At 63.3% G+C, this 21,185-nt stretch carries 20 protein-coding genes; 7 read left to right on the forward strand and 13 right to left on the reverse strand.

Annotated elements, in window-relative coordinates; genetic code table 11:
- Positions 1-12 precede the first annotated feature (12 nt).
- From FJ946_RS17510 to FJ946_RS17525, 4 genes are all read left to right on the forward strand, one after another.
- Positions 13-987: a methyltetrahydrofolate cobalamin methyltransferase gene (locus FJ946_RS17510; protein WP_140564154.1), complete on the forward strand. Its 975-nt coding sequence runs from the start codon at positions 13-15 to the stop codon at positions 985-987.
- Positions 938-3,088, forward strand: a complete 2,151-nt coding sequence (locus tag FJ946_RS17515) for an ASKHA domain-containing protein (RefSeq protein ID WP_140564221.1) — start codon at positions 938-940, stop codon at positions 3,086-3,088. Before FJ946_RS17510 ends, FJ946_RS17515 begins: the two co-directional genes overlap by 50 nt.
- A gap of 223 nt (positions 3,089-3,311) precedes the next feature.
- Positions 3,312-3,497: a hypothetical protein gene (locus FJ946_RS30800; protein WP_181167631.1), complete on the forward strand. Its 186-nt coding sequence runs from the start codon at positions 3,312-3,314 to the stop codon at positions 3,495-3,497.
- A 247-nt stretch (positions 3,498-3,744) separates the two neighbouring features.
- Complete coding sequence (locus FJ946_RS17525) at positions 3,745-4,725, forward strand: alpha/beta hydrolase (protein ID WP_140564155.1); 981 nt, start codon at positions 3,745-3,747, stop codon at positions 4,723-4,725.
- On the opposite strand, the gene FJ946_RS17530 is transcribed toward FJ946_RS17525, so the two are convergent.
- Complete coding sequence (locus FJ946_RS17530) at positions 4,726-5,625, reverse strand: LysR substrate-binding domain-containing protein (RefSeq protein ID WP_140564156.1); 900 nt, start codon at positions 5,623-5,625, stop codon at positions 4,726-4,728.
- A gap of 217 nt (positions 5,626-5,842) precedes the next feature.
- On the opposite strand from FJ946_RS17530, the gene FJ946_RS17535 reads away from it, so the two are divergent.
- The 3 genes from FJ946_RS17535 (at position 5,843) to FJ946_RS17545 (ending at position 7,795) form a co-directional block, all read left to right on the forward strand.
- Positions 5,843-6,028: a hypothetical protein gene (locus FJ946_RS17535; RefSeq protein WP_140495643.1), complete on the forward strand. Its 186-nt coding sequence runs from the start codon at positions 5,843-5,845 to the stop codon at positions 6,026-6,028.
- A gap of 358 nt (positions 6,029-6,386) precedes the next feature.
- Complete coding sequence (locus FJ946_RS31460) at positions 6,387-6,521, forward strand: hypothetical protein (protein WP_127853696.1); 135 nt, start codon at positions 6,387-6,389, stop codon at positions 6,519-6,521.
- 272 nt (positions 6,522-6,793) lie between these two features.
- Positions 6,794-7,795: a GlxA family transcriptional regulator gene (locus FJ946_RS17545; protein ID WP_140495642.1), complete on the forward strand. Its 1,002-nt coding sequence runs from the start codon at positions 6,794-6,796 to the stop codon at positions 7,793-7,795.
- Positions 7,796-7,804: 9 nt separating this feature from the next.
- Here FJ946_RS17545 and FJ946_RS17550 read toward each other — a convergent pair whose 3' ends face one another.
- From FJ946_RS17550 to FJ946_RS17605, 12 genes are all read right to left on the reverse strand, one after another.
- The gene (locus tag FJ946_RS17550; RefSeq protein ID WP_140559610.1) at positions 7,805-8,590 is read right to left on the reverse strand and encodes an ABC transporter ATP-binding protein; all 786 of its coding nucleotides are present in this window, start codon (positions 8,588-8,590) and stop codon (positions 7,805-7,807) included.
- Positions 8,587-9,363, reverse strand: coding sequence for an ABC transporter permease (locus FJ946_RS17555; protein WP_140564157.1), 777 nt, complete (start codon positions 9,361-9,363; stop codon positions 8,587-8,589). Before FJ946_RS17555 ends, FJ946_RS17550 begins: the two co-directional genes overlap by 4 nt.
- A 62-nt stretch (positions 9,364-9,425) precedes the next feature.
- Positions 9,426-10,370: an ABC transporter substrate-binding protein gene (locus FJ946_RS17560; protein WP_140555034.1), complete on the reverse strand. Its 945-nt coding sequence runs from the start codon at positions 10,368-10,370 to the stop codon at positions 9,426-9,428.
- A gap of 140 nt (positions 10,371-10,510) precedes the next feature.
- On the reverse strand, positions 10,511-10,855 hold the full coding sequence (locus tag FJ946_RS17565; RefSeq protein ID WP_140495638.1) for a peptidase inhibitor family I36 protein: 345 nt from the start codon (positions 10,853-10,855) through the stop codon (positions 10,511-10,513).
- A gap of 210 nt (positions 10,856-11,065) precedes the next feature.
- Positions 11,066-11,911, reverse strand: a complete 846-nt coding sequence (locus FJ946_RS17570) for a DUF1194 domain-containing protein (protein WP_140564158.1) — start codon at positions 11,909-11,911, stop codon at positions 11,066-11,068.
- A gap of 100 nt (positions 11,912-12,011) precedes the next feature.
- Entirely contained in the window at positions 12,012-14,573 is a 2,562-nt protein-coding gene (locus FJ946_RS17575) for an FAD-dependent oxidoreductase (RefSeq protein WP_140564159.1), read from the reverse strand.
- Between the two features lie 148 nt (positions 14,574-14,721).
- The gene (locus FJ946_RS17580; RefSeq protein ID WP_140495635.1) at positions 14,722-15,480 is read right to left on the reverse strand and encodes an FkbM family methyltransferase; all 759 of its coding nucleotides are present in this window, start codon (positions 15,478-15,480) and stop codon (positions 14,722-14,724) included.
- A complete protein-coding gene (locus FJ946_RS17585; protein ID WP_140564222.1) occupies positions 15,477-16,709 on the reverse strand; it encodes a hypothetical protein in 1,233 nt (410 codons plus the stop codon). Before FJ946_RS17585 ends, FJ946_RS17580 begins: the two co-directional genes overlap by 4 nt.
- A gap of 11 nt (positions 16,710-16,720) precedes the next feature.
- Positions 16,721-18,151 (reverse strand): aspartate aminotransferase family protein, encoded by a 1,431-nt coding sequence (locus tag FJ946_RS17590; RefSeq protein WP_181167642.1) that lies wholly within the window; start codon positions 18,149-18,151, stop codon positions 16,721-16,723.
- A gap of 104 nt (positions 18,152-18,255) precedes the next feature.
- A complete protein-coding gene (locus FJ946_RS17595; RefSeq protein WP_140564161.1) occupies positions 18,256-19,263 on the reverse strand; it encodes an NAD(P)-dependent oxidoreductase in 1,008 nt (335 codons plus the stop codon).
- Complete coding sequence (locus FJ946_RS17600) at positions 19,260-19,709, reverse strand: EamA family transporter (RefSeq protein WP_140521117.1); 450 nt, start codon at positions 19,707-19,709, stop codon at positions 19,260-19,262. Before FJ946_RS17600 ends, FJ946_RS17595 begins: the two co-directional genes overlap by 4 nt.
- A 123-nt stretch (positions 19,710-19,832) precedes the next feature.
- Complete coding sequence (locus FJ946_RS17605) at positions 19,833-21,185, reverse strand: FAD-binding oxidoreductase (protein WP_140564162.1); 1,353 nt, start codon at positions 21,183-21,185, stop codon at positions 19,833-19,835.

Raw genomic sequence — 21,185 nt, forward strand, 5'->3', positions numbered from 1 at the left:
CGGAGAGATTTCATGACCCGGACCATCGTTGCCTCGGCGACACGAGAAATCATCATCGGCTTCGACCAGCCCTTCTGCGTGATTGGCGAGCGCATTAACCCGACCGGCCGCAAGAAACTCGCCGCCGAGATGGTCGCCGGCAATTTCGAAACCGTCATCAAGGACGCACTCGAACAGGCCGCTTGCGGCGCCACCATGCTCGACGTCAATGCCGGCGTCACCGCCGTCGACCCCAACGCGACCGAGCCGGCATTGCTGGTGCAGACGCTGGAGATCGTGCAGGGCCTGGTCGACCTGCCGCTGTCGATCGACTCCTCGGTTACAGCCGCTATCGAGGCGGCACTCAAGGTCGCCAAGGGCCGTCCGCTGGTCAACTCCGTCACCGGCGAGGAGGAAAAACTCGAAGCTATCCTGCCGCTGATCAAGAAATACAACGTCCCGGTCGTGGCCATCTCCAATGACGAGACCGGCATTTCGATGGATCCGGACGTTCGTTTCGCCGTCGCCAAGAAAATCGTGCAGCGCTGCGCCGATTTCGGCATTCCCGCCCATGACGTCGTCGTCGATCCACTGGTCATGCCGATCGGCGCGCTGGGAGATGCCGGCCGCCAGGTGTTCGCCCTGCTGCGGCGCCTGCGCGAGGAACTGAAGGTCAACACCACATGCGGCCTGTCCAACATCTCCTTCGGCCTGCCGCACCGCCACGGCATCAACGCCGCCTTCATCCCGATGGTGATCGGCGCCGGCATGACCTCGGCGATCATGAACCCGGTGCGCCCGCAGGAAATGGAGGCCGTGCGCGGCGCCAACGTTCTGAACGGCACCGACGAGAATTGCACCAACTGGATTCGCACCTATAAGGATTACAAGCCGGCCGAAGGCGGCCAGGCGGTCGCCGCACCGACGGCGGTCAATGCACCAGGCGAAGGCGGCGGCAATGGTGGTCGCCGTCGTGGCGGCCGTGAAGCCCGCATGGCAAGGGGATAGGCGCGCAATCGTGAATTCGCATACCAACATCACCGATCCGCTCGTGCTGTTCATGCCGTCGGGCAAGCGCGGGCGGTTTCCGGTCGGCACGCCGGTGCTCGACGCCGCGCGCCAGCTCGGCGTCTATGTCGAAAGCGTGTGCGGCGGGCGCGCCACTTGCGGACGCTGCCAGATCGAGGTGCAGGAAGGCAATTTCGCCAAGCACAAGATCGTCTCTTCCAACGACCACATCTCGCCCAAGGGCCCGAAGGAAGAGCGCTATGAACGCGTGCGCGGCCTGCCGGAACGGCGCCGCCTCTCCTGCTCGGCGCAGATCCTCGGCGACCTCGTCATCGACGTGCCGCAGGACACGGTCATCAACGCACAGACCATCCGCAAGGATGCCGACACCAGGGTGATCGCCCGGGATACGGCGATCCGCATGTGCTATGTCGAGATCGAAGAACCCGACATGCACAATCCGTCAGGCGACCTCGACCGGCTCAAGATCGCGCTGATGAAGGACTGGAACTTCAAGAACCTCGAATTCGATTTCTATTTGCTGCCGCAGGTGCAGGGCATATTGCGCAAGGGCAACTGGACCGCGACCGCCGCCATCCACAAGGATGCCGACAGCGACATCGCGCGCGTCATCGCTTTGTGGCCCGGCCTCAAGAACGAGGCCTATGGGCTGGCCTGCGATATCGGCTCGACCACCATCGCCATGCATCTGGTGTCGCTGCTGTCGGGCCGCGTCGCCGCTTCGTCCGGGACGTCGAACCCGCAGATCCGCTTCGGCGAGGATCTGATGAGCCGCGTCTCCTATGTGATGATGAACCCGGATGGCCGTGAGGGCATGACGGTCGCCGTGCGCGAGGCGATCTCCGGCCTTGTCGACAAGGTCTGCGCCGAAGGCAATGTCCAGCGCAACGACATCCTGGATTCCGTCTTCGTCGGCAATCCGATCATGCACCATCTGTTCCTCGGCATCGATCCGACCGAACTCGGCGGCGCCCCCTTCGCGCTCGCCGTCTCCGGCGCGGTGCGCATCAAGGCCTCGGATATCGGCCTCAAGCTCAACCCTGGCGCACGCCTCTACATGCTGCCCTGCATCGCCGGCCATGTCGGCGCCGACGCCGCGGCAGTGACGCTGTCGGAGGGCCCGCATCGCCAGGACGAGATGATGCTGATCGTCGACGTCGGCACCAATGCCGAGATCGTGCTCGGCAATCGTGCGCGGGTCGTGGCCGCTTCCTCGCCCACCGGTCCGGCCTTCGAAGGCGCGGAAATTTCCGGCGGCCAGCGCGCGGCGCCCGGCGCCATCGAGCGCGTGCGCATCGATCCCGACACGCTGGAGCCGAAATACCGCGTCATCGGCTCTGAACTGTGGTCCGACGAGCCGGGGTTCCTCGACAGCGTGCAGGCGACCGGCGTCACCGGCATTTGCGGCTCCGGCATCATCGAGATCGTTGCGGAGATGTATCTGGCCGGCATCATTTCCGAAGACGGCGTCGTCGACGGATCGCTCAGCATGCGCTCGCCGCGTATCGTCGCCAACGGCCGCACCTTCTCCTACGTGCTGAAGGAAGGCTCCGCCGCATTAAACGAAGATGGGCCGAAGATCACCATCACCCAGACCGACGTGCGCGCCATCCAGCTCGCCAAGGCAGCGCTTTATGCCGGCACCAAGCTGTTGATGGAAAAGCAGAACACGGACCATGTCGACCGCATCCACTTCGCCGGCGCCTTCGGCTCCTTCATCGATCCGAAATACGCCATGGTGCTGGGCCTGATCCCCGATTGCGACCTCGACAAGGTCTCGGCCGTCGGCAACGCCGCCGGCGCGGGTGCGCGCATGGCGCTGCTCAATCGCGGCTATCGTCGCGAGATCGAGGAGACGGTCAGCCAGATCGAGAAGATCGAGACCGCACTGGAGCCCAAATTCCAGGAGCACTTCGTCTATGCGATGGCGTTGCCGAACAAGGTCGATCCGTTCCCGAAGCTGTCGGCGGTGGTAAAACTGCCGCCGCGCAAGACAGTGAGCGAAGACGGCATCGCCGGCGACGCCACCCCGCGCCGGCGCTCGCGCGAAGGCCACGCCGCGCGACGTGGCCGGGAATAGCATGGGCATGCGAGGAGAATCACAGGCACTATCTGACGCCCACCTGCCACCGGCATCGAACGCCCATTTCATTTGTATGCAAATGTTTCCGGATTGACTGATCCGGAAACCAAATCGCCGTTTTCGCGAAATCCGACCGATACATGGCAGGCGCATTTACCCGGCATCGAACGGCGGCCGAAGATAATCCTCGGCCGCCGCCGTTCTTCAAGGGGAGATGAAAATGTCGATGTTTGAAAATCTCGGCCGCTACGGTGCGACCATCAGGCAGGCCCATGCCAGGAACAAGGCCGTCCGCGCCCTGAACAGCCTGCCGGCGCACGTCCAGAAGGACATCGGCTGGCCGGCCTCGCCGCCCAGCGACCCGCAGGCAGCACTTGCCGCACTGCTTTTGGGCTTTGCGCGCTGATGACCTTCGCCGAAAAATACAAACTGCTCGGCACGCGCCGGAGCCCGCGCGGGGGCTTCGGCCGTCACCAGCAACCGCCTGCGCGCAGCCCTTCTGCCGCAGCGCTGATCCCTCCCACGAGAAATGCGGGGCCGATCACAGCGACGTGTGCACACAGCGTAAATCTTGACATCTTCGACCAGGGCACGATCTTCAAATATGAAGGGGACTTCTCTTAGTCGGCTGCCGCCGAGACCCGTGTATCCGCATGCCAAGTTTGAAAAGCCACGTCGTGTCCTTCGTGCTCAGGCACAGTCGCAAGAAGGCGTTTTCCAGCCCGGAAAACCTGCAGCGCTGGATCGCTGCGGCGCGCCGGACGGAGGACCATCACCCTCCGGCGTCAGTGCAGCAGCGCTTCAACATCGAGACACGCACCGTCGACGGCTTTCCCGTCTACGAGATCGCCCCCAGGGCCGGCGAGCGCAAGCGGATTCTCTATCTTCACGGCGGCGCCTATGTCTTTGAGATCACGCCCTATCATTGGCACCTGATCGCCGACATGGCCGACCGGCTGGGCTATGCCTTTACTGTGCCCATCTATCCCATCGCGCCCGAGCATGACTTCCACGCCATGTTCGGCATGGTCGGCGACGTCTATCGCCGGATGCTCGGCGAGACGGAGGCGGAAGACATAATCTTCATGGGCGATTCCGCCGGCGGCAACATGGCCGTGGTGCTCACCATGATGGCTGCCGAAGAAGGCCTGCCCTTGCCGTCGCGCCATGTGCTGATCTCACCCGGCCTCGACGTCTCGCTTGCAAACCCCGAGGTGTTCGAGGCGGAGCGGAACGATCCCTGGCTGGGCATCGCGGGCGGACGGGAGGCCATCCGGCTCTACAGTGCCGGAATAGACCCGACTGACTGGCATATCAGCCCCGTCTATGGCGATCTCTCGGTACTACCCAGGACATTGCTCCTGGCGGGTTCTCGCGATCTTCTCACGCCCGACAATCTGATCTTCGCACAAAAGGCGCGGGCCGCCGGCGTCGAGGTAGAGCTCGTGCACGAGGAAGGGATGTTCCACGTCTGGCCGCTGATCGATATGCCGGAATCGCGCCGCGCGCGCGAACGGATCGTGGCGTTTCTGACCGAGAACTCCTCGCCCCCTGTTGAAGGCGCCGGAGCAGGCTTCGAAGCGCCGTCCACCGAGGCTTCGGGGCAGGGCCTCCAGTCAGAGCACCCCGGTTGATCAGAACTTGCCGGTTTCCCGGAAGACTTCGAACGTCGCCCGGATGTGGTCGGCCACCGCCTTGACCGGCGCGCTGGCATCCGGCGCTACCACCATGGCGAGGTTGTAGGTGCCGATATCGGGCATGCCGTCCTTGGGGCAGAGCTCGACCATGTCGTTGCCGAGGAAAGACTTCGGCAGCGGCGCCACGGCGAGATCGGACATGATGGCGGCGCGCTGGCCGGCCGTATGCGCGCTCATATACGCGATGCGGTAGTTGCGGCCCTCGCGGCTCAGCGCTTCGAGCGCCCCTGCCCGCCAGGCGCAGCCCTCTTCCCACAGCGACACCGGCAAGGGTTCGCGCAGATGCGCGCAGCCGCCCTTGGCGCCGGCCCAGACGATCGGTTCCGTCAACAGCACCTCGGCGCCGAGCGCACTGGTCTTGTAGGAATTGGTGAGCAGCGTGATGTCGAGCGCCCGGTCATCCATGCGCCGGCGCAGATTGCTGCTCTGGTCGATGGTGACGTCGACGGCGATCGATGGATGCGACTGCGCAAAACGCTTCAGCACATGCGGCAGCACGCGCTCGCCATAATCGTCCGGCGAACCCAGCCGCACCACGCCGACAATGTCGGGAATGATGAACTTGGACACCGCCTCGCGATTGATCGACAGCATACGACGGGCATAGCCCAGCAGCATTTCCCCGTCGGTGGTCAGCGTCACCGAGCGCGCATCGCGCGCGAACACCGAGCGGCCCAGAATATCTTCCAGCTTCTTGATCTGCATGGAGACCGCCGAGGGCGTACGGAAGACGGCATTGGCCGCGGTGGTGAAGCTGCCGGTTTCGGCGATCGCCACGAAAGTGCGCAGCACGTCGAGGTCCAGCAGCGGCAGCGGATGATTGAGTGGGGCGTTCATGACGATCGACCTTCAATTTTTCTGATGCAAACTATCATTCCATTTCGTTTGATTGAACATCAGTTCGGGCGCATAGTCAACTCCATCGAAGCAGGATGCTGCCAAGGCAGCCACGAAACGATCACGACACAGACCTGCCTTCGACATGCAATGAAGCTGATACAGACCTGACGTAAGGCATTGCCGGGCACTTCCGCCCCGACACGAGGAGATCGAAATGTCTATCCTGTCATCCATCGGTCGGCTTGCGACCGAATTCAGCGCGGCCCGCGCCCGCTACCAGACCGAACGCGCCATCCGCTCCCTGCCGATCGAGCTGCAGAAGGATATTGGCTGGCCTGAAGCGGCCGACACGAAGGCCGGCATACGCGCCGGCGTCGGATCCTGGGCTGGAGCAAAGTAAACCGTGTGTATCATGCATTGAAGGCCTGCCGCGCAAACCGCCGGGCAGGTCTTCTTGTTTTACCGACCTATTTTGCCGTTTTATTTGCGTTCACATGAATTTCGGAGCCATGCTGCCGCTGCATGGCGCATATGAACAAGCCGCATAGCGGCTGGGTTTTGAGCTAACGCTTTGTAAGCTAACGAAAAATCCGGGAGTGCCTACAAAGGCTCCCGCCTTGCGTGTCGCTTTTCATATGAAGTGCTTCGCTTTTGCGATTTAGTTTTTACTTACACAAGCCTATATCCACGCCAGCAAACGAGCTGCCCCACTCCATCAAGCGAAGGCGACCCGTCTGAGCAACCGATTGGAGATGAACATGAAGCTTTTTGCCCGCCTTTTCCCTCGCCGCGAAATGAACCTGACCACGGCCCTCGAGCGCCAGCGCCTTGCCAACACCATGCCCGGCCAGACCGGCGCCATGGCTGCCGCACGCCTCGGTTTCGTCGCCTGAACCGATCCCGCAGGCAGCGCTCCTTCGCGCTGCCTGAATAGATGACGCCGCCCGGTTCCGCCGAGGCGGCGTTTGTTTGCACACCCCTGACGGCGCTTCCATCATGGACGGCGCCGCGGCTGCGCGGCATCGCAACACGATTGCCCATTTGCGACCCATGTCGCAAATTAAATTTTGCTAAAGCTCCTTAGCCGATTGACAAGGATGGTTTTTCCTGTTGTCGCTATGCTATTCGCGACATTCTGTTCGCGCCATGGCTGCGTGAGGTTCCCGTGAACGCCGTTAAGCATCCGATCAAGCGATCGTTTGTATTTTTTCTCATTCCCGACTTCACCATGATCGCGTTTGCGACGGCGCTCGACCCGCTGCGCTCGGCCAATCGCATGCTCGGCTACGAGGCCTATCGATGGCGCCTCGCCAGCATCGACGGCAAGCCGGTGCGCGCTTCGAACGGTGTCGAATGCGCGGTCAACACCTCGCTGGAGGAGGAGCGCAGGAAAATGGGAGGGCCGGATCGCCCCAACATGGCCATCGTCTGTAGCGGCACCAATGTCGAGCGCTATCAGAACAAGTCCGCTTTCGCCTGGCTGCGCGAGGAATACAATCGTGGCGTCTCCGTCGGCGGCCTGTGCACCGGAGCGCATGTTCTGGCCGCTGCCGGCCTGTTGTCCAACAAGCGCTGCGCCATCCATTGGGAGAACCTGCCGGGCTTCTCCGAGGCATTCCCGAAGGCCAATGTCTTTGCCGACCTGTTCGAGATCGACCAGAACATCTACACCTGCGCCGGCGGCACCGCCGCGCTCGACATGATGCTGAAGCTGATCGGCGACGATTTCGACGAGAATCTCGTCAACCGCGTCTGCGAACAGGTGCTGACCGACCGTGTGCGCAGCCCCACCGACCGCCAGCGCCTGCCGCTGCGCGCCCGGCTCGGCGTACAGAACTCGAAAGTGCTGACCATCATCGAACTGATGGAAGGCAATCTGTCGGAGCCGCTGTCGCTGATCGAGATCGCCGACCATGTCGACCTGTCGCGTCGCCAGATCGAGCGGCTGTTCCGCACCGAGATGGGACGCTCGCCGGCCCGCTATTATCTCGAAATCCGCCTCGACCGTGCAAGGCATCTCTTGATCCAGTCCTCGATGCCGGTGGTCGAGGTGGCGGTCGCCTGCGGCTTCGTTTCGGCCTCGCATTTCTCGAAATGCTACCGCGAGCTCTACGCCCGCTCGCCGCAGCAGGAACGCGTCGACCGCAAGCAGCTGCTGGCGGCATAGAGGCGCGCCTCAGAGCGCCTCTGCCGACCGCATCGCCTCGACACGTATGTCCTCGGTCAGCCGCGCCTTCAACACGGAGAATTCCGGACTGGTCTTCAGCGTGTAGTGGCGCGGGTGCGGCAGGTCGATGGCGACGTCCGACTTGATCCGGCCGGGCCTGGCCGTCATCACCACCACGCGCGATGCCATGAAGATCGCCTCCTCGATGTCGTGGGTGACGAACAGAACCGTCTTCTTGCGCCGTTCCCAGATGCCGAGCAGCAACTCCTGCATCAGCCCGCGCGTCTGGTTGTCGAGCGCGCCGAACGGCTCGTCCAGCAAAAGGATCGCGGGGTCATTGGCCAGCGCCCTGGCGATCGCCGTGCGCTGCTGCATGCCGCCGGAAAGTTGCTTCGGCCAGTGGTTCTCGAAGCCCTTCAGCCCGACGAGGTCGATATAGGAGGCGACGATTTCGCCCCTCTCCCGCTCGGCCATGCCGCGTTCCCGCAGGCCGAAGGCGATGTTTTCGGCGACCGTCAGCCATGGGAACAGCGTATAGGACTGGAAGACCATGCCGCGATCCGGCCCCGGCCGGATCACCGCTTTGCCGTCGAGCAGCACGCGCCCTTCGCTCGGCGCCTCCAGCCCGGCGACGATGCGCAAGAGCGTCGACTTCCCGCATCCCGAAGGTCCCAGGATGGTGATGAAATCATTGGCCGCGACCGCCAGGTCGACAGGCATCAGCGCCTGGACCGGTGAGCCGCCGCGCACGCCGGCGAACGTGCGCGAGACGCCCTCGATGAGAAGCTTGCTCATGCCAGGCTCCATGGGAAGAGCCAGCGATTAAGCGCCTTGAAGGCAAGATCGGACAACAGCCCGATCAGCCCGATGACGATGATGCCGAAGATGATCTGGCCGGTTGCCAGTCGCGACTGGCTGTTGATGATCATGTAGCCGATGCCCGACGACGAGCCGATCAGTTCAGCGACGATGACATAGGTCCAAGCCCAGCCGAGCACCAGCCGCAGCGTCTCGGCGATCTCGGGCGCATTGGCGGGCATGATTACACGCTTGACGATGCCGTTGTCCGTGGAGCCGAGCGTGTAGGCCGCCTCGACGAGATCGCGGCGCGTTGAGCCGACCTTTACCGCGATGATCAGCATGATCTGGAACACGGAGCCGACGAAGATGACCAGCAGCTTCTCCAGTTCGCCTATGCCGGCCCAAAGGATGAGCAGCGGAATGAAGGCCGAGGCCGGCAGGTAGCGGGCGAAGGAGACGAACGGCTCCAGGAACGCCTCGACAGGTTTCCACGCGCCCATCGCTATGCCCAGCGGCACGGCGACGGCCGATGCCAGCACAAAGCCGCCGAAGACGCGCCAGATGGTGATCAGTATGTCGAGCCAGAACCGGTCCTCGACCAGCAGCCGCCAGCCATCCCGCAGCATCGACAGCGGATCGGCGAGAAAGATGCGGTTGACGTGGCCGCCAAGCGTGATCCACGCCCAGAAAACGACGAACAGCACGAAGAAGGAAATGCCGAGCACGGTTCGCGTGCCCGGCGAGATCGGATGCAGGGGGCGCGGCATTTACAACGGTCCTTGTGGAAGCGAAACGGCGGCGCGGGGCGCCGCCGCAAGACAGCGGCCGCTCAGTTCGCCACGGCGCTGGTATCGGCCAGCGTGGAGACGTCAGGCGCTTCCTTGATCAGCCCCATCTGCAGCAGAAGCTCGCCGGCGGTCTTGGAGAAATCCTGGAACTCCTTGGTGAAGAACTGCTTGTTCTCCGCCCGGTCGGCCCATTTCAGGTACTTCGCCGAATCCTCGAACTCCTTGGCCGACTGTTTCACGTCCGCGCCCATGATGCCGTAGGATTTCTGCGGGTCCTTCTTGATCAGGTCGAGCGCGTCGAAATAGCTGTCGGCAAGCGCCTTGGCGGCGTCCGGATTGGCTTTGAGGAATTCGGGCGTGCAGCCGACCGTGTCGAGCACCATCGGGTAATCGAGCGTGGTCGCCAATATGTGGCCCTGGTCGGCCTTGTCGCGCACCGCCGAGATGAACGGCTCATAGGTGACGGCCGCGTCGTTCTGGCCGGCAAGGAAGGCCTGCGCCGCCGCGTCCGGCTCGAGATTGACGACCGTGACATCCTTTGTCGACATGCCGTTCTTGTTCAGCACCCAGGCCAGCAGGAAATAGGGCGAGGTGCCCGGCGCCGAGGACGCGACAGTCTTGCCCTTGAGGTCGGCGACGGTCTTGATGTCGTTGCGCACCACGATGCCGTCGGCGCCGTAGGATTTGTCGAGCTGGAAGATCTGCTTGGTGGTCACGCCGCTGGCGTTCCACACCTGCCACGTCTCGACCGTGGTGGCGGCGCATTGCAGGTCGCCGCTGGCGATGGCGAGCGGGCGGCTGGCCTGCGGCACTTTCTTCAAGGTCACGTCGAGGCCGTGCTTCTCGAAGAGTCCCGCCTGTTTGGCGAGCGTTAGCGGCGCGAAGCCGGTCCAGCCGCTGATCCCGATAGTGACCGATGTGGCGGCCGTCGCCGGCGCGGACAAGCCGGCGGCAAGCGCCAGCGTAAGGATAATGGTCCTGTTCATGTCAGTTCCCCTTTGTTTTCTCTGGGGGAATGTTCACGGACGCCGCCCGGCTGTCAATGAACAGGGCCGTGTTTGCCCACATCGTCGGCGACGAAGGTTCGCCTTGCCGCCACAAAACGGCAAGGCCGAGGACCTTGTCGTCAATACTGGTCGCAGTAGCACTCCGCGGACGAGATTCGGTCGTTCCAGTCGCTACCGCCGAAATCGCGGACCCTGCGCCTGATCTCGATCGATCGGCCTCCCCTGCGCGAATCCTCATAGGCAACGAGAGTGCAGCCTCGGCGAACGATCACCGACGACACGCGGTCGTTCCAGAACTCGCGGCCGCGAAAATTGACCGAATCGTCGGCCCCGAGCGCGATCGACCGTCCGCGAAAATTGCCATTTTCGAACATGATGCAGGCGGCCTGATCGTCGTATTGGGCGCTGGCGCCGTCGGCGTAAAGCATGGACGCGACCGCAGTCAGGATAGCTAGACGTCTCATCTGGTGTTTCCTCGGTTTGACCGCGTCACCCCGCCCGCCGGATGGCGCGGCAAGATCAGTTTGCCACTGCTTCTGCCGGACTGGCAAGCCTGGAACAGTTCGGCATTCCACGGAAACGCCGAACCGCTTTGACTATTTTTTTCAATCAATTCCAAAGGGAAAGCGTTACGCGCGTACCGGCAAAGCGCTATGCGCTTTTTCTGGAATTTCTCAGCGGCTATCGAGCATCCAATTGCGGTTGCGCCACATCTTTTCGCCGACCAGGCAATCGCTGGTTTGTTCGGCCTGCGCCAGCACCACCGGCGGACGATTGGCCTGGTCAACCGACCGCGGCGAGGCCGGGCCGGCGAGCTCAAGCACAAGCTTGCGGCGGATAGCTTCGGGAAACTGCGTCCAGTCGTTGACCGGAACCATGAAGGCTCCGGGACCGCCGATGACGCAGTCGCTGTAATAGCGGTCGAGATCGTTGACATCGTAGGCGCTGGTGAAACCGCCGCGGGTCATCAGCGGCAAGCCGTTTATGACGATGCCTTGCTTGACCACCTCGTCGCGGATGATATCGACCGGCGCGCCCTGGTTGTTGGGGCCGTCGCCGGAAATATCGATGACCCGCTTCGTCCCTTGAAAGCCACTTTCGGCGAAAAGGTCCGCGCCGAATTCCAGCGCGCCGGAGATAGACGTGCGCCGCGCGCTGTTGGGAGGCTGGGCGGACAGCCGCGCCACCACCTGCTCGGCGTCGGCGCGAGTGGAGATCACCGTCCACGGCACGATGACGTGCTGCGAGTTGGTGCCAGCCCATTCGACATAAGTAACGGCGATCCTGCCATAAGCGCCGGCGGCGATGGCTTGCAGCACATGATCGTGCGTCAATGCAGCAGCGTAGCCGCGACGCTGGATCTCGAGCTCGTCCGCCGACATGGACAGCGAGACGTCGACCGCCAGCACCAGTTCGACGTCGACGGGTTCGTCCGCGAGCGACACCGGGGCCAGCCACAGCATCAGCGCCAGGGCGGCGGCGCCTGAAAGCAGATGTCTTGCGCGAGCAAAAGCAGACATGCCGCAGGGTAAGCCAGAATCGCCAGCCGAAAAAGAGAAAAGCCCGACCATAGCCGCCGGGCTTATCAAAATTTGCTCACGAGCCCTGCTGGGAGGTTGCCTAGCTTCTCGGCTTCAGATTCTCCGGATCGTAGAGCGGCTTGTAGCCGACCCCGGCGACCTCGACCGGATAGGTCTCGCCGAAATACTCCACCTTCAGCTTGCGGCCCTCTTGGGCATAGGCCCATGGCAGATAGGCGAGCGCGATGTTCTTGCCGATGGTCGGGCCGTAAGCGACCGACGTGGTGAAGGAACGGCGGCCGAGTTCGTCGACCAGCGTCTCGCCGGTCTCGGGGTCCAGCACCGGCATCGTGCCCACCGGATAACGCGCCACACCCTTGGAATCGGTGTTTTCGGTCATCACCAGCGTGCACAGCATCGCCGGCTGGTGCTCGCGGGCGCGGTATTCCAGGTGCTTGGCCTTGCCGCAGAAGTCGTTCTCCTTGACTTTCGGGCGGGCAAGATCGGCCTCGAGCAGGTTGTACTCGGTGAGCAGATCGGCATTCTGCAAACGCAGGCTCTTTTCCATGCGCCGCGTATTGGCATAGGTCTCGACGCCGAACGGCATGACGCCGGTCGAGCGCAGCGCATCCCAGACGGCCAGGCCGTCCTCGTAGCGCATGTGCAGTTCCCATCCCTGTTCGCCGACATAGGAGATGCGGAAGGCGGTGACGTCCTTGCCGGCGATCCGGATCGGCTTGATCGCGGCGAACGGGAAATTCTCCAGCGCAAGGCCCTCGGGATTCTCGACCACCTTTTGCAGGGTTGCTCGCGCGTTCGGGCCCCAGATGCCGATGGTGACGTATTTTTCCGTCACATCGGTGATGGTGACATCGAAACCTTTATCCTGCGCGGTGCGGCGCATGTACTGGAAGTCGCGCGGGCCGGCGTCCGCGCCATCGATCAAACGGCAGCGGTCGGCCATGCGGATGACCGTGAAGTCGGCGCGCACCATGCCTTCCTCGTCGAGGAAGTGGGTGTAGATGCCCTTGCCGATATTGTTGTCGCCGCCGATCTTGGCCGCGCACAGCCACTCCAGCAGCGCGACGTGGTCGCGTCCCTCGATGTCATACATCGAAAAGTGCGACAGGTTGACGATGCCGCAGTCTTCGCTCATCGCCAGATGCTCGGCATTGGACACGCGCCAGAAATGGCGGTTGTCCCATTCGTTCTCGCGCACCGGCACCCGGTTGGCGTATTTCTCCAGAAGATGCTCGTTGGCGGCATAGCCGTGCGCGCGCTCCCAGCCGCCCAGCTCCATGAAATAGCCGCCGAGTTCCTTCTCGCGCTCCCAGAACGGCGAGCGCCTGATATTGCGGCCCTTGGAGAAGGGCTCGCGCGGATGCACGGCAGGATTGTAGACCTTCATCGCCGTCTCGGTGCAGCGATCCCAGATGAACTGCTCCTTGGTCTGGTGCGGATAGAAGCGCGCATAGTCGATCGCGTGATGGTCGATCGAGGTGCGGCCGTCCGTCATCCAGTCGGCGATGAGCTTGCCCATGCCGGGGCCGTCCTTGACCCAGATGGCGACGGCATACCACAGCCCCCTCACCTTCTGGCTCTCGCCCATCGACGGACCGCCATCCGCCGTCACCTGCAGCAGGCCGTTGAAGGAATGGCTTTCGTTGTAGCCGAGTTCGCCCAGGATCGGCGTCAGTTCCATGGCGCGCTCCAGCGGCGCCAGGATCTGCTCCATGTCGAGGTCGCGCTGCGAAGGCGAAAGCCGGGCCTGGTCCTTCTCGAGCAGGTCGCGCGGATGGCAAAGACGTGGATTGGTCTCTTCGTAGTAACCCCACTCGATCTGCCCGCCCTCGGCGGTCTTGGGATCACCGGTGTCGCGCATATAGGCGGAATTGCCCTGGTCGCGCAGCAGCGGCCAGCCGATCTCCTTGCCCGTACCGGCGAACTCATTGTAGGGCCCGAAGAAGGTGAGCGGATGGTCGATCGGCATGACGGGCAGGTCCTCGCCCACCATCTCGGCGATCAGCCGCCCCCAGATGCCGGCGCAGACGATGACGTAGTCGGCCTCGATAGTGCCGCGGTCGGTCACCACGGCGCTGATGCGGCCGTCCTTGACGACGAGCGACCGGGCCGGCGTGTTGGCGAAGGATTTGAGCTTGCCCGAGGCTTCCGCCTGGTCGACGAGCTTGCCGGCGACCGTCTGCGAGCGCGGGATGACCAGGCCGGCGTCGGGATCCCACAGGCCGCCCTGCACCATTGTCTCTTCGATGAGCGGGAATTTCTCCTTGATCTCGGCCGGTTCGATCAGCCGGGCGCGCGTGCCAAAAGCCTTGGCCGAGGCGATCTTGCGCTTGATTTCGGCCATGCGGCTGTCATCGCCGACGCGCGCGACTTCGAGGCCGCCGATGCGCGCGTAATGGCCCATCTTCTCGTAGAAATCGATGGAGTAGAGCGTCGTCCAGCAGGACAGGAAATCGTGGCTGGTGGTGTAGCAGAAGTCGGAAGCGTGCGCCGTCGAGCCGATGTCGGTCGGGATGCCTGATTTGTCGATACCGACAATGTCGTCCCAGCCGCGTTCGATCAGGTGATGGGCGATCGACGCGCCGACAATGCCACCCAGGCCGATGATGACGACCTTCGCCTTGTTCGGAAACTCTGCCATTGCCCGCGACTCCAGGTGCTGTTGCGGGCGGCGTCGGCGCCCGTCTGATCGGCGCACAATATGCAGACGACGATGAGCGCGCTACCGCCTGTTTGCGACACGCCGCGAATGCGTCGCGACCCGATTTGGATCAGGAAAATCGCTGCCGTCAGGCGAAGGCCCAGATGTCCTCGGCCTGGAAACCGACCTGGTAGCCGGCGGTCTTGAGCTTGACCACGACCTGGCCGATCTCCGGAGCGGGCAGTGCGCCGACCTCGACCTTGATCATGCCCGGACGGTAGCGTTGGAGATCGAGTTGCTCGAAGACCATCCAGTCTGCGCCCTCGCAATCGACGAGGAAGGCGTCGATATGGCTGATGCCGTTGCGGTCGAGCAATGTCTGCAAGGTCTCGGACGGCACTTCGATGTCCCTGAGATAGGGCGCGAATTTGTTGAAATTCACGTCATCCTCGCCCCAGGCATTCTTGCCCGACATCAGGTTGGTGTCGGTAACCGAGGAGCAGCCGATGAACTCGATCGGCAGCGTGCCGGCCTCGAGCGCGGCGGCATCGAAGGTGTGGACGGTGATCGTCCCCCTTGTTTTCGTGACGGCAACCGGCTCGATGATGAACCGGTTGGTATCGGGATAGTTGGCGCGCAGGCGCTTCTGGTTATAGGGGATCGGTTCGACCAGCAGGGCACGGGCGCCTGGAATACGATGCAGCCAGGGCGTGACGTCGTCGAACAGCGCGCCGTCGCAGGCGCCGACATTGACCATCTGGAAGGGCCGCCTTGTCCCGCCGAGGCGCGCTTTCAATGCCGCCCCGGCCAGGAATTTCGTGCCGCGCAGCGACGGCCCCCGGTCGAGCAAACCGGCCGGAAGGCCAAGCGACAGCGCGATGCGCGTCAGGCTGGACAGCGAACTCATGGCGTGTCTCCGGGAATGGCATGCAAGGCGGCGCGGTGCCGGCCGCGGGCGACTGTCGCCCACAGCGCCATGAAAGGGGTGGCCAGCAGCAGGAATGGCGGGACCAGATGCGGGAAATAGATGCGCGTGTCGTGGATCGGGAAGACGGTGAATTTAGCCAGCGCGCCGAGCACGAGCGCGGCGAACAGAATGCCGGCGCGTCGGTCGAGCCGGAAGCCGGTCCGGCCGGCCGCGTACCAGCCGGCCAGCGCCAGCACCGAGACGCCGACCCAGCTGTTCAGGTTGACGGCGCGCAACAGCGATGCGGCAAATGCCTTGAGATAGGCAACGACCGAGAACGGCGGCTCGAACCCGTCCATATTGTAGTGCTGCGCGACGCTGGAGAACCACAGATGCGGCCACCAGCCAGGATGATGCGCCCAGTGCGAGATGGCGAAATACGCGACGAAGGACGCCGCAAAACCGGCCAGCGCACCCCATGCCTGCTGCCGGAAGGCGATGAGCAGAACGGCGAAAACGGCAAGAAAGACAATATTGTCCGGCCGCACCATGAAGGCGAGGAAGAGCAGGATCGCCGTCGCCGCCTCGCGGCCCCTGACATAGGCGTAAAGCCCGCCGAGCAGCAGCGCCGAAGTCAGCAGATCCGGCGTCGAGGCGCGCGCCGCATCGCCGAAATCGGCCATGATCAACACCGCGCCGATCACCGGCGCCAGCGCCAAGGCCTTTTCCGAGCGCAGCCAGAGCAGCGTGATCGCGCCGAACAGCAGCACCGAGGCCACCTGCACCAGCCGCATCGCTTCGACCGGCGACATCGCCGCGCTCAGCGTCGACAGGATCTCGGCGTAGAGGAACTTGATCCGGTACATGCCGAGCAGCGAATGGAAGTCGGCGGCATTCTCCGCCATGTGGCTGCGGAAGCCGCCGCCATCATCGGTCAGCGTCTTGTAGTCACCTGCCGAGACCCCGGCCTTGACGGTGTTGTAGGCATAATCATGCAGCGCCTGCGCATCGGGGTATGTGCCTTCCTCTGATATGGCGAGATAGGGAAGCATGTCCCAATTAGAATCGGGCATCACCCAGGCCGTCAGCGCCGTCAAAAGGATGTAGAGCGCGAAAGCCGCCGCGCCGATGGGTGCCGCCAGCCGCGCATAGGTCCCCTCGCCCCACGCCAGGCCGGCCGCTGTGAGCCGGTCGAGCGGGTTTTGCGGAGTGGGCGACTTGGTCAGCATCGTCGTGGGGCTCAACGAACCTGGCTTTTGACGAAATCCTTCACGATTCCCACAATGCCGCGCGACAAAAGGCTGTCGAAAGCGTCGACAAACCGGTCGACATGCTCGCGCTGGCAGATCAGCGGCGGCTCGAGCCGGATGACGTTGCGGTTGTACTCGGTGAAGGCGACCAACACGTCATAGTCACGCAGCAGCAGCGCGCCGATGAAGCCCGACAGCGAGCCCTTCAGCTTGTCGTCAAGCACGCTGACCACCGGCCGCAACACCGTGGGCAAGGTCTGCGAGAAATCATGGAACTCGAGCCCGATCATGAGCCCCTTACCGCGGACGTCCTTGATGACCTTGGGGTATTTGTCCTTCAGTGCCTGGAGGCGCTGCAAAAGGTACTCGCCGGTAGCGGCGGCATTGTCGATCAGGCCCTCGTCATAGAGAACGTTGAGCGCTTCGATCGAGGTGACGCAGGCCTCGCCCATGCCGCCGAAAGTCGCCATGGCATGGATCATCGCCGTCTTCGGCGTGCCGTAGGCCTTCATATAGATCTCGCGCCTGGCGACCATCGCGCCGACCGCCGCCTTGCCGCCGCCGAGCGACTTGGCGAGCGCCGTCACGTCGGGAACGACGCCATAATGTTCGAAGGCATAGAAGCGGCCGGAGCGGCCATAGCCGCACTGCACTTCGTCGGCCACCCACAGCACACCGTATTGATCGCACAATGCGCGCAGCTTCCGCCAATATTCCGCGGGCGCCTGGATGATGCCGCCGCCGCCCTGGATGGTTTCCAGCACGATCACGCCGATCTCGGGATCGGCGCGGAATGCGCGCTCGACCGCTTCGATGTCCGCGAACGGAATCCGGACCGCATTGTCCGCCACCTTGAAATCGGCGCGGTAGAGCTGGCCGTCGGTGATCGCCAGCACACCCTTGGTCTTGCCGTGGAAGGAATTCTCGGCATAGACGATTTTCGGCCGCTTCGGGCCGGCGGCACGCTCGGCGAGTTTTACCGCCGCTTCCATCGCTTCCGAGCCGGACGAGCCCAGAAACACCATGTCGAGATCGCCGGGCGAACATTTGGCGATGTTGTGGGCCAACGCGGCCGCATATTGCGACATGAAGGCGATGGCGATCTCCTGGCGCTTCTCCTCCTGGAATTTTTTCCGCGCTTCGAGGATGCGCGGATGGTTGTGGCCGAAGGCCAGCGAACCGAAGCCGCCGAAGAAATCCAGGATCTTGCGGCCGTTCTGGTCGATGTAGAACATGCCCTCGGCGCGCTCGATCTTGACCTTGTGGAAGCCGAGCAGCTTCATGAAATGCAGCTGGCCCGGGTTGAGATGCGCCTTGAACAGGTCCGTCATCGCAGCGACGTCCATCGCCTTGGCCTGCTCGACGCTGATCAGGTCAGGCTTGGCGATGGTGGCTGGCGACAGCGCCGGCGCGCTGACCATGGTGCGCGCGCTCGCCTGATCGGGCTTGGCCATGACGGTCATTTCAATCTCCTGTCCGCGCGCAGGATCGGGGATCGTGCGCAAATGAAACTGTTGGTGGACTGCTATTCGGCGGGCACATGTTTGGTGGCGACGGCGTGGCCGGCCTTCCTGGCGCGGTATTCACTGTAGGCGGCGATCAGCATGTCCTCGTCGCGATGTTGCGGCACCCAGCCGAGCTGGCGTCCCGCTTTAGAGACGTCGAGCACGCACTCCTCGTCGGCGATCAGATATTGCTCCGGATCCATGATCGGCAGGTTCATGAGGTCGAGCAGATCGAGCGTGCGCTTCACCGCCCAGCCCGGCGTCGGAATCAGGATCGATTTCGAACCGGCATGCCTGATCAGGTCGCCGAGCAATTTCCTGACCGGCGGCGGGTTGAGCGAACCCAGATTATAGGCCTCGTTCGGTACGCCGGCTTTCCAGGCCGCGCGGGCCGCTTCGGCACAATCGAAAACAGAAATGAACTGGTATGGATTCCGGCCCGAGCCGATCATCGGCACCGGAAGGTTCCAGTCGATCAGCTTGAACAGCTTTTCAAGGATGCCGAGGCGGCCGGGCCCGATGATCAGTCGCGGGCGAAACAGCGAGATCGACATGCCGCGCTTGCGCCATTCGGCGGCCAGTTCCTCCGTCTTCTGCTTCGACCAGCCATATTCGCCGAGCGGCGCGACCGGATGCTCCTCGGTCATCGGCTGGGTGACCGTGTGGCCGTAGATCATGTCGGTCGTGTAGTGGACAAGCCTGGGTGCGCCAGCCTTGTCCATCGCCTGCATGATATGCTCGGTGCCATGGAAATTGACCGGAAAGAAGAAATCGTGCCGCTTGGCGCGCGCCTGGATCGGCGACAGCATCTTTGCCGACAGATTGTAGATCATGTCGTCGGCCTTTAGCCCAACCGCCGCCACCGATGCTGGATCGGCCACGTTGCAATGGACGAAGCCGGCGTTGCGATAATGCGCCAGGTCGCTCTTGACGATGTCGGCGACGACAACCTCCTCGCCATCCGCCACGAGCTTCGGGGCAAGGTGGCGACCGACAAAGCCGTCGCCGCCGAAAATCACATGTCTCATCGAACGATCTCGCTGGTGCCGATCTTGTCGGAGGTGATGGAAACGGTCTGCTCGTCATGCCCGTGGTCACCCAGGTCTCGGCCGCTTTGGGCGATCAGCACTGTGCCCACGCAGATGCAGCCGATACCCGCGATGCGCCAGCCATTGAGGTCCTCGCGAAAGACGAAATAGGCGAAGACCGCGACGGCGACATAGGCGAGGCTAAGGAACGGATAGGCAAAGGAAAGCTCGACCTTGGACAGCACGTAGAGATGCGAGGCCATGGAAATGACGAAGGTGCACAGGCCGAGGAACACCCAGGGGCTGAAGACGATCTGCAAAAGCCTGATAAGCGGGTTGGCGCCTTCGAACGAGATCGGCCCAAGCGACATCATGCCTTGCTTCAGCATCAGCTGCGCGGCCGCATTCGTCATGACCGTAAAGAGAATGAAGACGATATATTTCATGTCAGCTCACCCACCCGTGACGCCTTCTATTACAAACCCGAAAAGATTTCGTGAACTCACAAGGACGTTTTGAGTAAATCTTCTCGTTAACCGATCGCTAACCACGATCCATTTCAATTTTATCTATTCGGCGGCCTCGGCGCCCCGCCTGCGCAGGTCGATGTTTTTGGCTGTGCGCGCCCAGAAGCCGGACATGAAGGCCGGATCGCGCTGCGCCTCCAGCCGCGACCACTCCGGAAAGGACGCGGCGAAGGTTGCGGCACTCATGCGCGCATCCTTGTAGGGGTTGACTGCCCCGCCGGCTCCGATGGCGATGCGGTCGAGTTCGTCCAGCAACGCCAGGGTCGCGGCTCCCCTGTTGGGGAAATCCAGCGTCAGCGTGTAGCCAGGCCGCGGGAAGGAGAGCAGCGCCGGGGATCGGACGTCGCCGAAGCGTTTCAGAACGGTGAGGAACGAGCCCTGCCCGGCCCGCCTGGCAGCCGCGAGCAGCGCCGGCACCGCTTCACGCGCGGCTTCTTCCGGCACAACGCTCTGGTGCTGGAACAGCCCGTTCGGACCGTAAAGCCTGTTCCAATCGCGCACGCCGTCCAGCGGGAAGAAGAAGCCCTGGTAGCCGACCTGGCGCGGCGCGGCAGAGCGGCCCTTCCGCCATCGGTAGGCCGCATTGAAGGCGCTCAGGAACGGTCGGCTGAGCACATTGAACGGCGGCTGGAACGGCACCGCGAAATTGCTGCCGGCGCGCGCGGCGGTATGCGAGCCATGCTCGGCGTGGTTGCCTGTGAACAGCAGGCCGCGCCCGCTGCGCCGGCCGCCGGCGAGTTGATCGATCCAGGCGACCGCATATTCATTGGCCTGGTCCGCCGCCTCGGCCAGCTCGAAAAATTCGCCCAGGTCGCGAAACGGCGTCACCTTCTCGATGATGTCGAGGGAATGCACCCGCATCAACCGGATCGAGGCCGACAGGATCAGGCCTGTCAGCCCCATGCCGCCGATCGTCGCCCGGAACAACCGCGGATTGTCTGTCGCGGAGCAGCGGTAGGTCCTTCCATTGGACCGCAGCAGCGTGAAACTTTCGACATGGCAGCCGAACGTGCCGCGCCGGTGATGGTTCTTGCCGTGGACGTCGTTGGCTATGGCGCCGCCGAGCGTGACGAACTGCGTGCCCGGAACGACTGCCGGGAAGAAGCCGTAGGGCGCGGCGTGGGCAATGATGTCGGACAAAAGCACGCCCGCATCCGCTTCGAGAAGGCCGGTCTCGGCATTGAAGGCGCGGATGCGGTTCAGCGGCCGCATGTCGACGACCGCGCCGGCCTCGTTCTGGCAGGAATCGCCGTAGGATCTGCCATTGCCATAGGCAAGCAGCGAGGCTTGCCTGGCCTGGCCGCCCTTCAGCAACACGATCGCGTCATCGATGCCGATGACGCGGGGCGCGGGCAACGTCGCGCGCCCGAAGCTGTCGAAGCGCTCGCCGGCCAT

Origin of the sequence: Mesorhizobium sp. B2-4-7, from assembly GCF_006442685.1 — a bacterium.
In the GTDB taxonomy this organism is placed as follows: domain Bacteria; phylum Pseudomonadota; class Alphaproteobacteria; order Rhizobiales; family Rhizobiaceae; genus Mesorhizobium.

Coding starts and splice junctions, on each gene's coding strand:
- FJ946_RS17510 (WP_140564154.1), top strand. CDS start 13: ATGACCCGGACCATCGTTGCCTCGGCGACACGAGAAATCATCATCGGC.
- FJ946_RS17515 (WP_140564221.1), top strand. CDS start 938: ATGGTGGTCGCCGTCGTGGCGGCCGTGAAGCCCGCATGGCAAGGGGAT.
- FJ946_RS30800 (WP_181167631.1), top strand. CDS start 3,312: ATGTCGATGTTTGAAAATCTCGGCCGCTACGGTGCGACCATCAGGCAG.
- FJ946_RS17525 (WP_140564155.1), top strand. CDS start 3,745: ATGCCAAGTTTGAAAAGCCACGTCGTGTCCTTCGTGCTCAGGCACAGT.
- FJ946_RS17530 (WP_140564156.1), bottom strand. CDS start 5,625: ATGAACGCCCCACTCAATCATCCGCTGCCGCTGCTGGACCTCGACGTG.
- FJ946_RS17535 (WP_140495643.1), top strand. CDS start 5,843: ATGTCTATCCTGTCATCCATCGGTCGGCTTGCGACCGAATTCAGCGCG.
- FJ946_RS31460 (WP_127853696.1), top strand. CDS start 6,387: ATGAAGCTTTTTGCCCGCCTTTTCCCTCGCCGCGAAATGAACCTGACC.
- FJ946_RS17550 (WP_140559610.1), bottom strand. CDS start 8,590: ATGAGCAAGCTTCTCATCGAGGGCGTCTCGCGCACGTTCGCCGGCGTG.
- FJ946_RS17555 (WP_140564157.1), bottom strand. CDS start 9,363: ATGCCGCGCCCCCTGCATCCGATCTCGCCGGGCACGCGAACCGTGCTC.
- FJ946_RS17560 (WP_140555034.1), bottom strand. CDS start 10,370: ATGAACAGGACCATTATCCTTACGCTGGCGCTTGCCGCCGGCTTGTCC.
- FJ946_RS17565 (WP_140495638.1), bottom strand. CDS start 10,855: ATGAGACGTCTAGCTATCCTGACTGCGGTCGCGTCCATGCTTTACGCC.
- FJ946_RS17570 (WP_140564158.1), bottom strand. CDS start 11,911: ATGTCTGCTTTTGCTCGCGCAAGACATCTGCTTTCAGGCGCCGCCGCC.
- FJ946_RS17575 (WP_140564159.1), bottom strand. CDS start 14,573: ATGGCAGAGTTTCCGAACAAGGCGAAGGTCGTCATCATCGGCCTGGGT.
- FJ946_RS17580 (WP_140495635.1), bottom strand. CDS start 15,480: ATGAGTTCGCTGTCCAGCCTGACGCGCATCGCGCTGTCGCTTGGCCTT.
- FJ946_RS17585 (WP_140564222.1), bottom strand. CDS start 16,709: ATGCTGACCAAGTCGCCCACTCCGCAAAACCCGCTCGACCGGCTCACA.
- FJ946_RS17590 (WP_181167642.1), bottom strand. CDS start 18,151: ATGGTCAGCGCGCCGGCGCTGTCGCCAGCCACCATCGCCAAGCCTGAC.
- FJ946_RS17595 (WP_140564161.1), bottom strand. CDS start 19,263: ATGAGACATGTGATTTTCGGCGGCGACGGCTTTGTCGGTCGCCACCTT.
- FJ946_RS17600 (WP_140521117.1), bottom strand. CDS start 19,709: ATGAAATATATCGTCTTCATTCTCTTTACGGTCATGACGAATGCGGCC.
- FJ946_RS17605 (WP_140564162.1), bottom strand. CDS start 21,185: ATGGCCGGCGAGCGCTTCGACAGCTTCGGGCGCGCGACGTTGCCCGCG.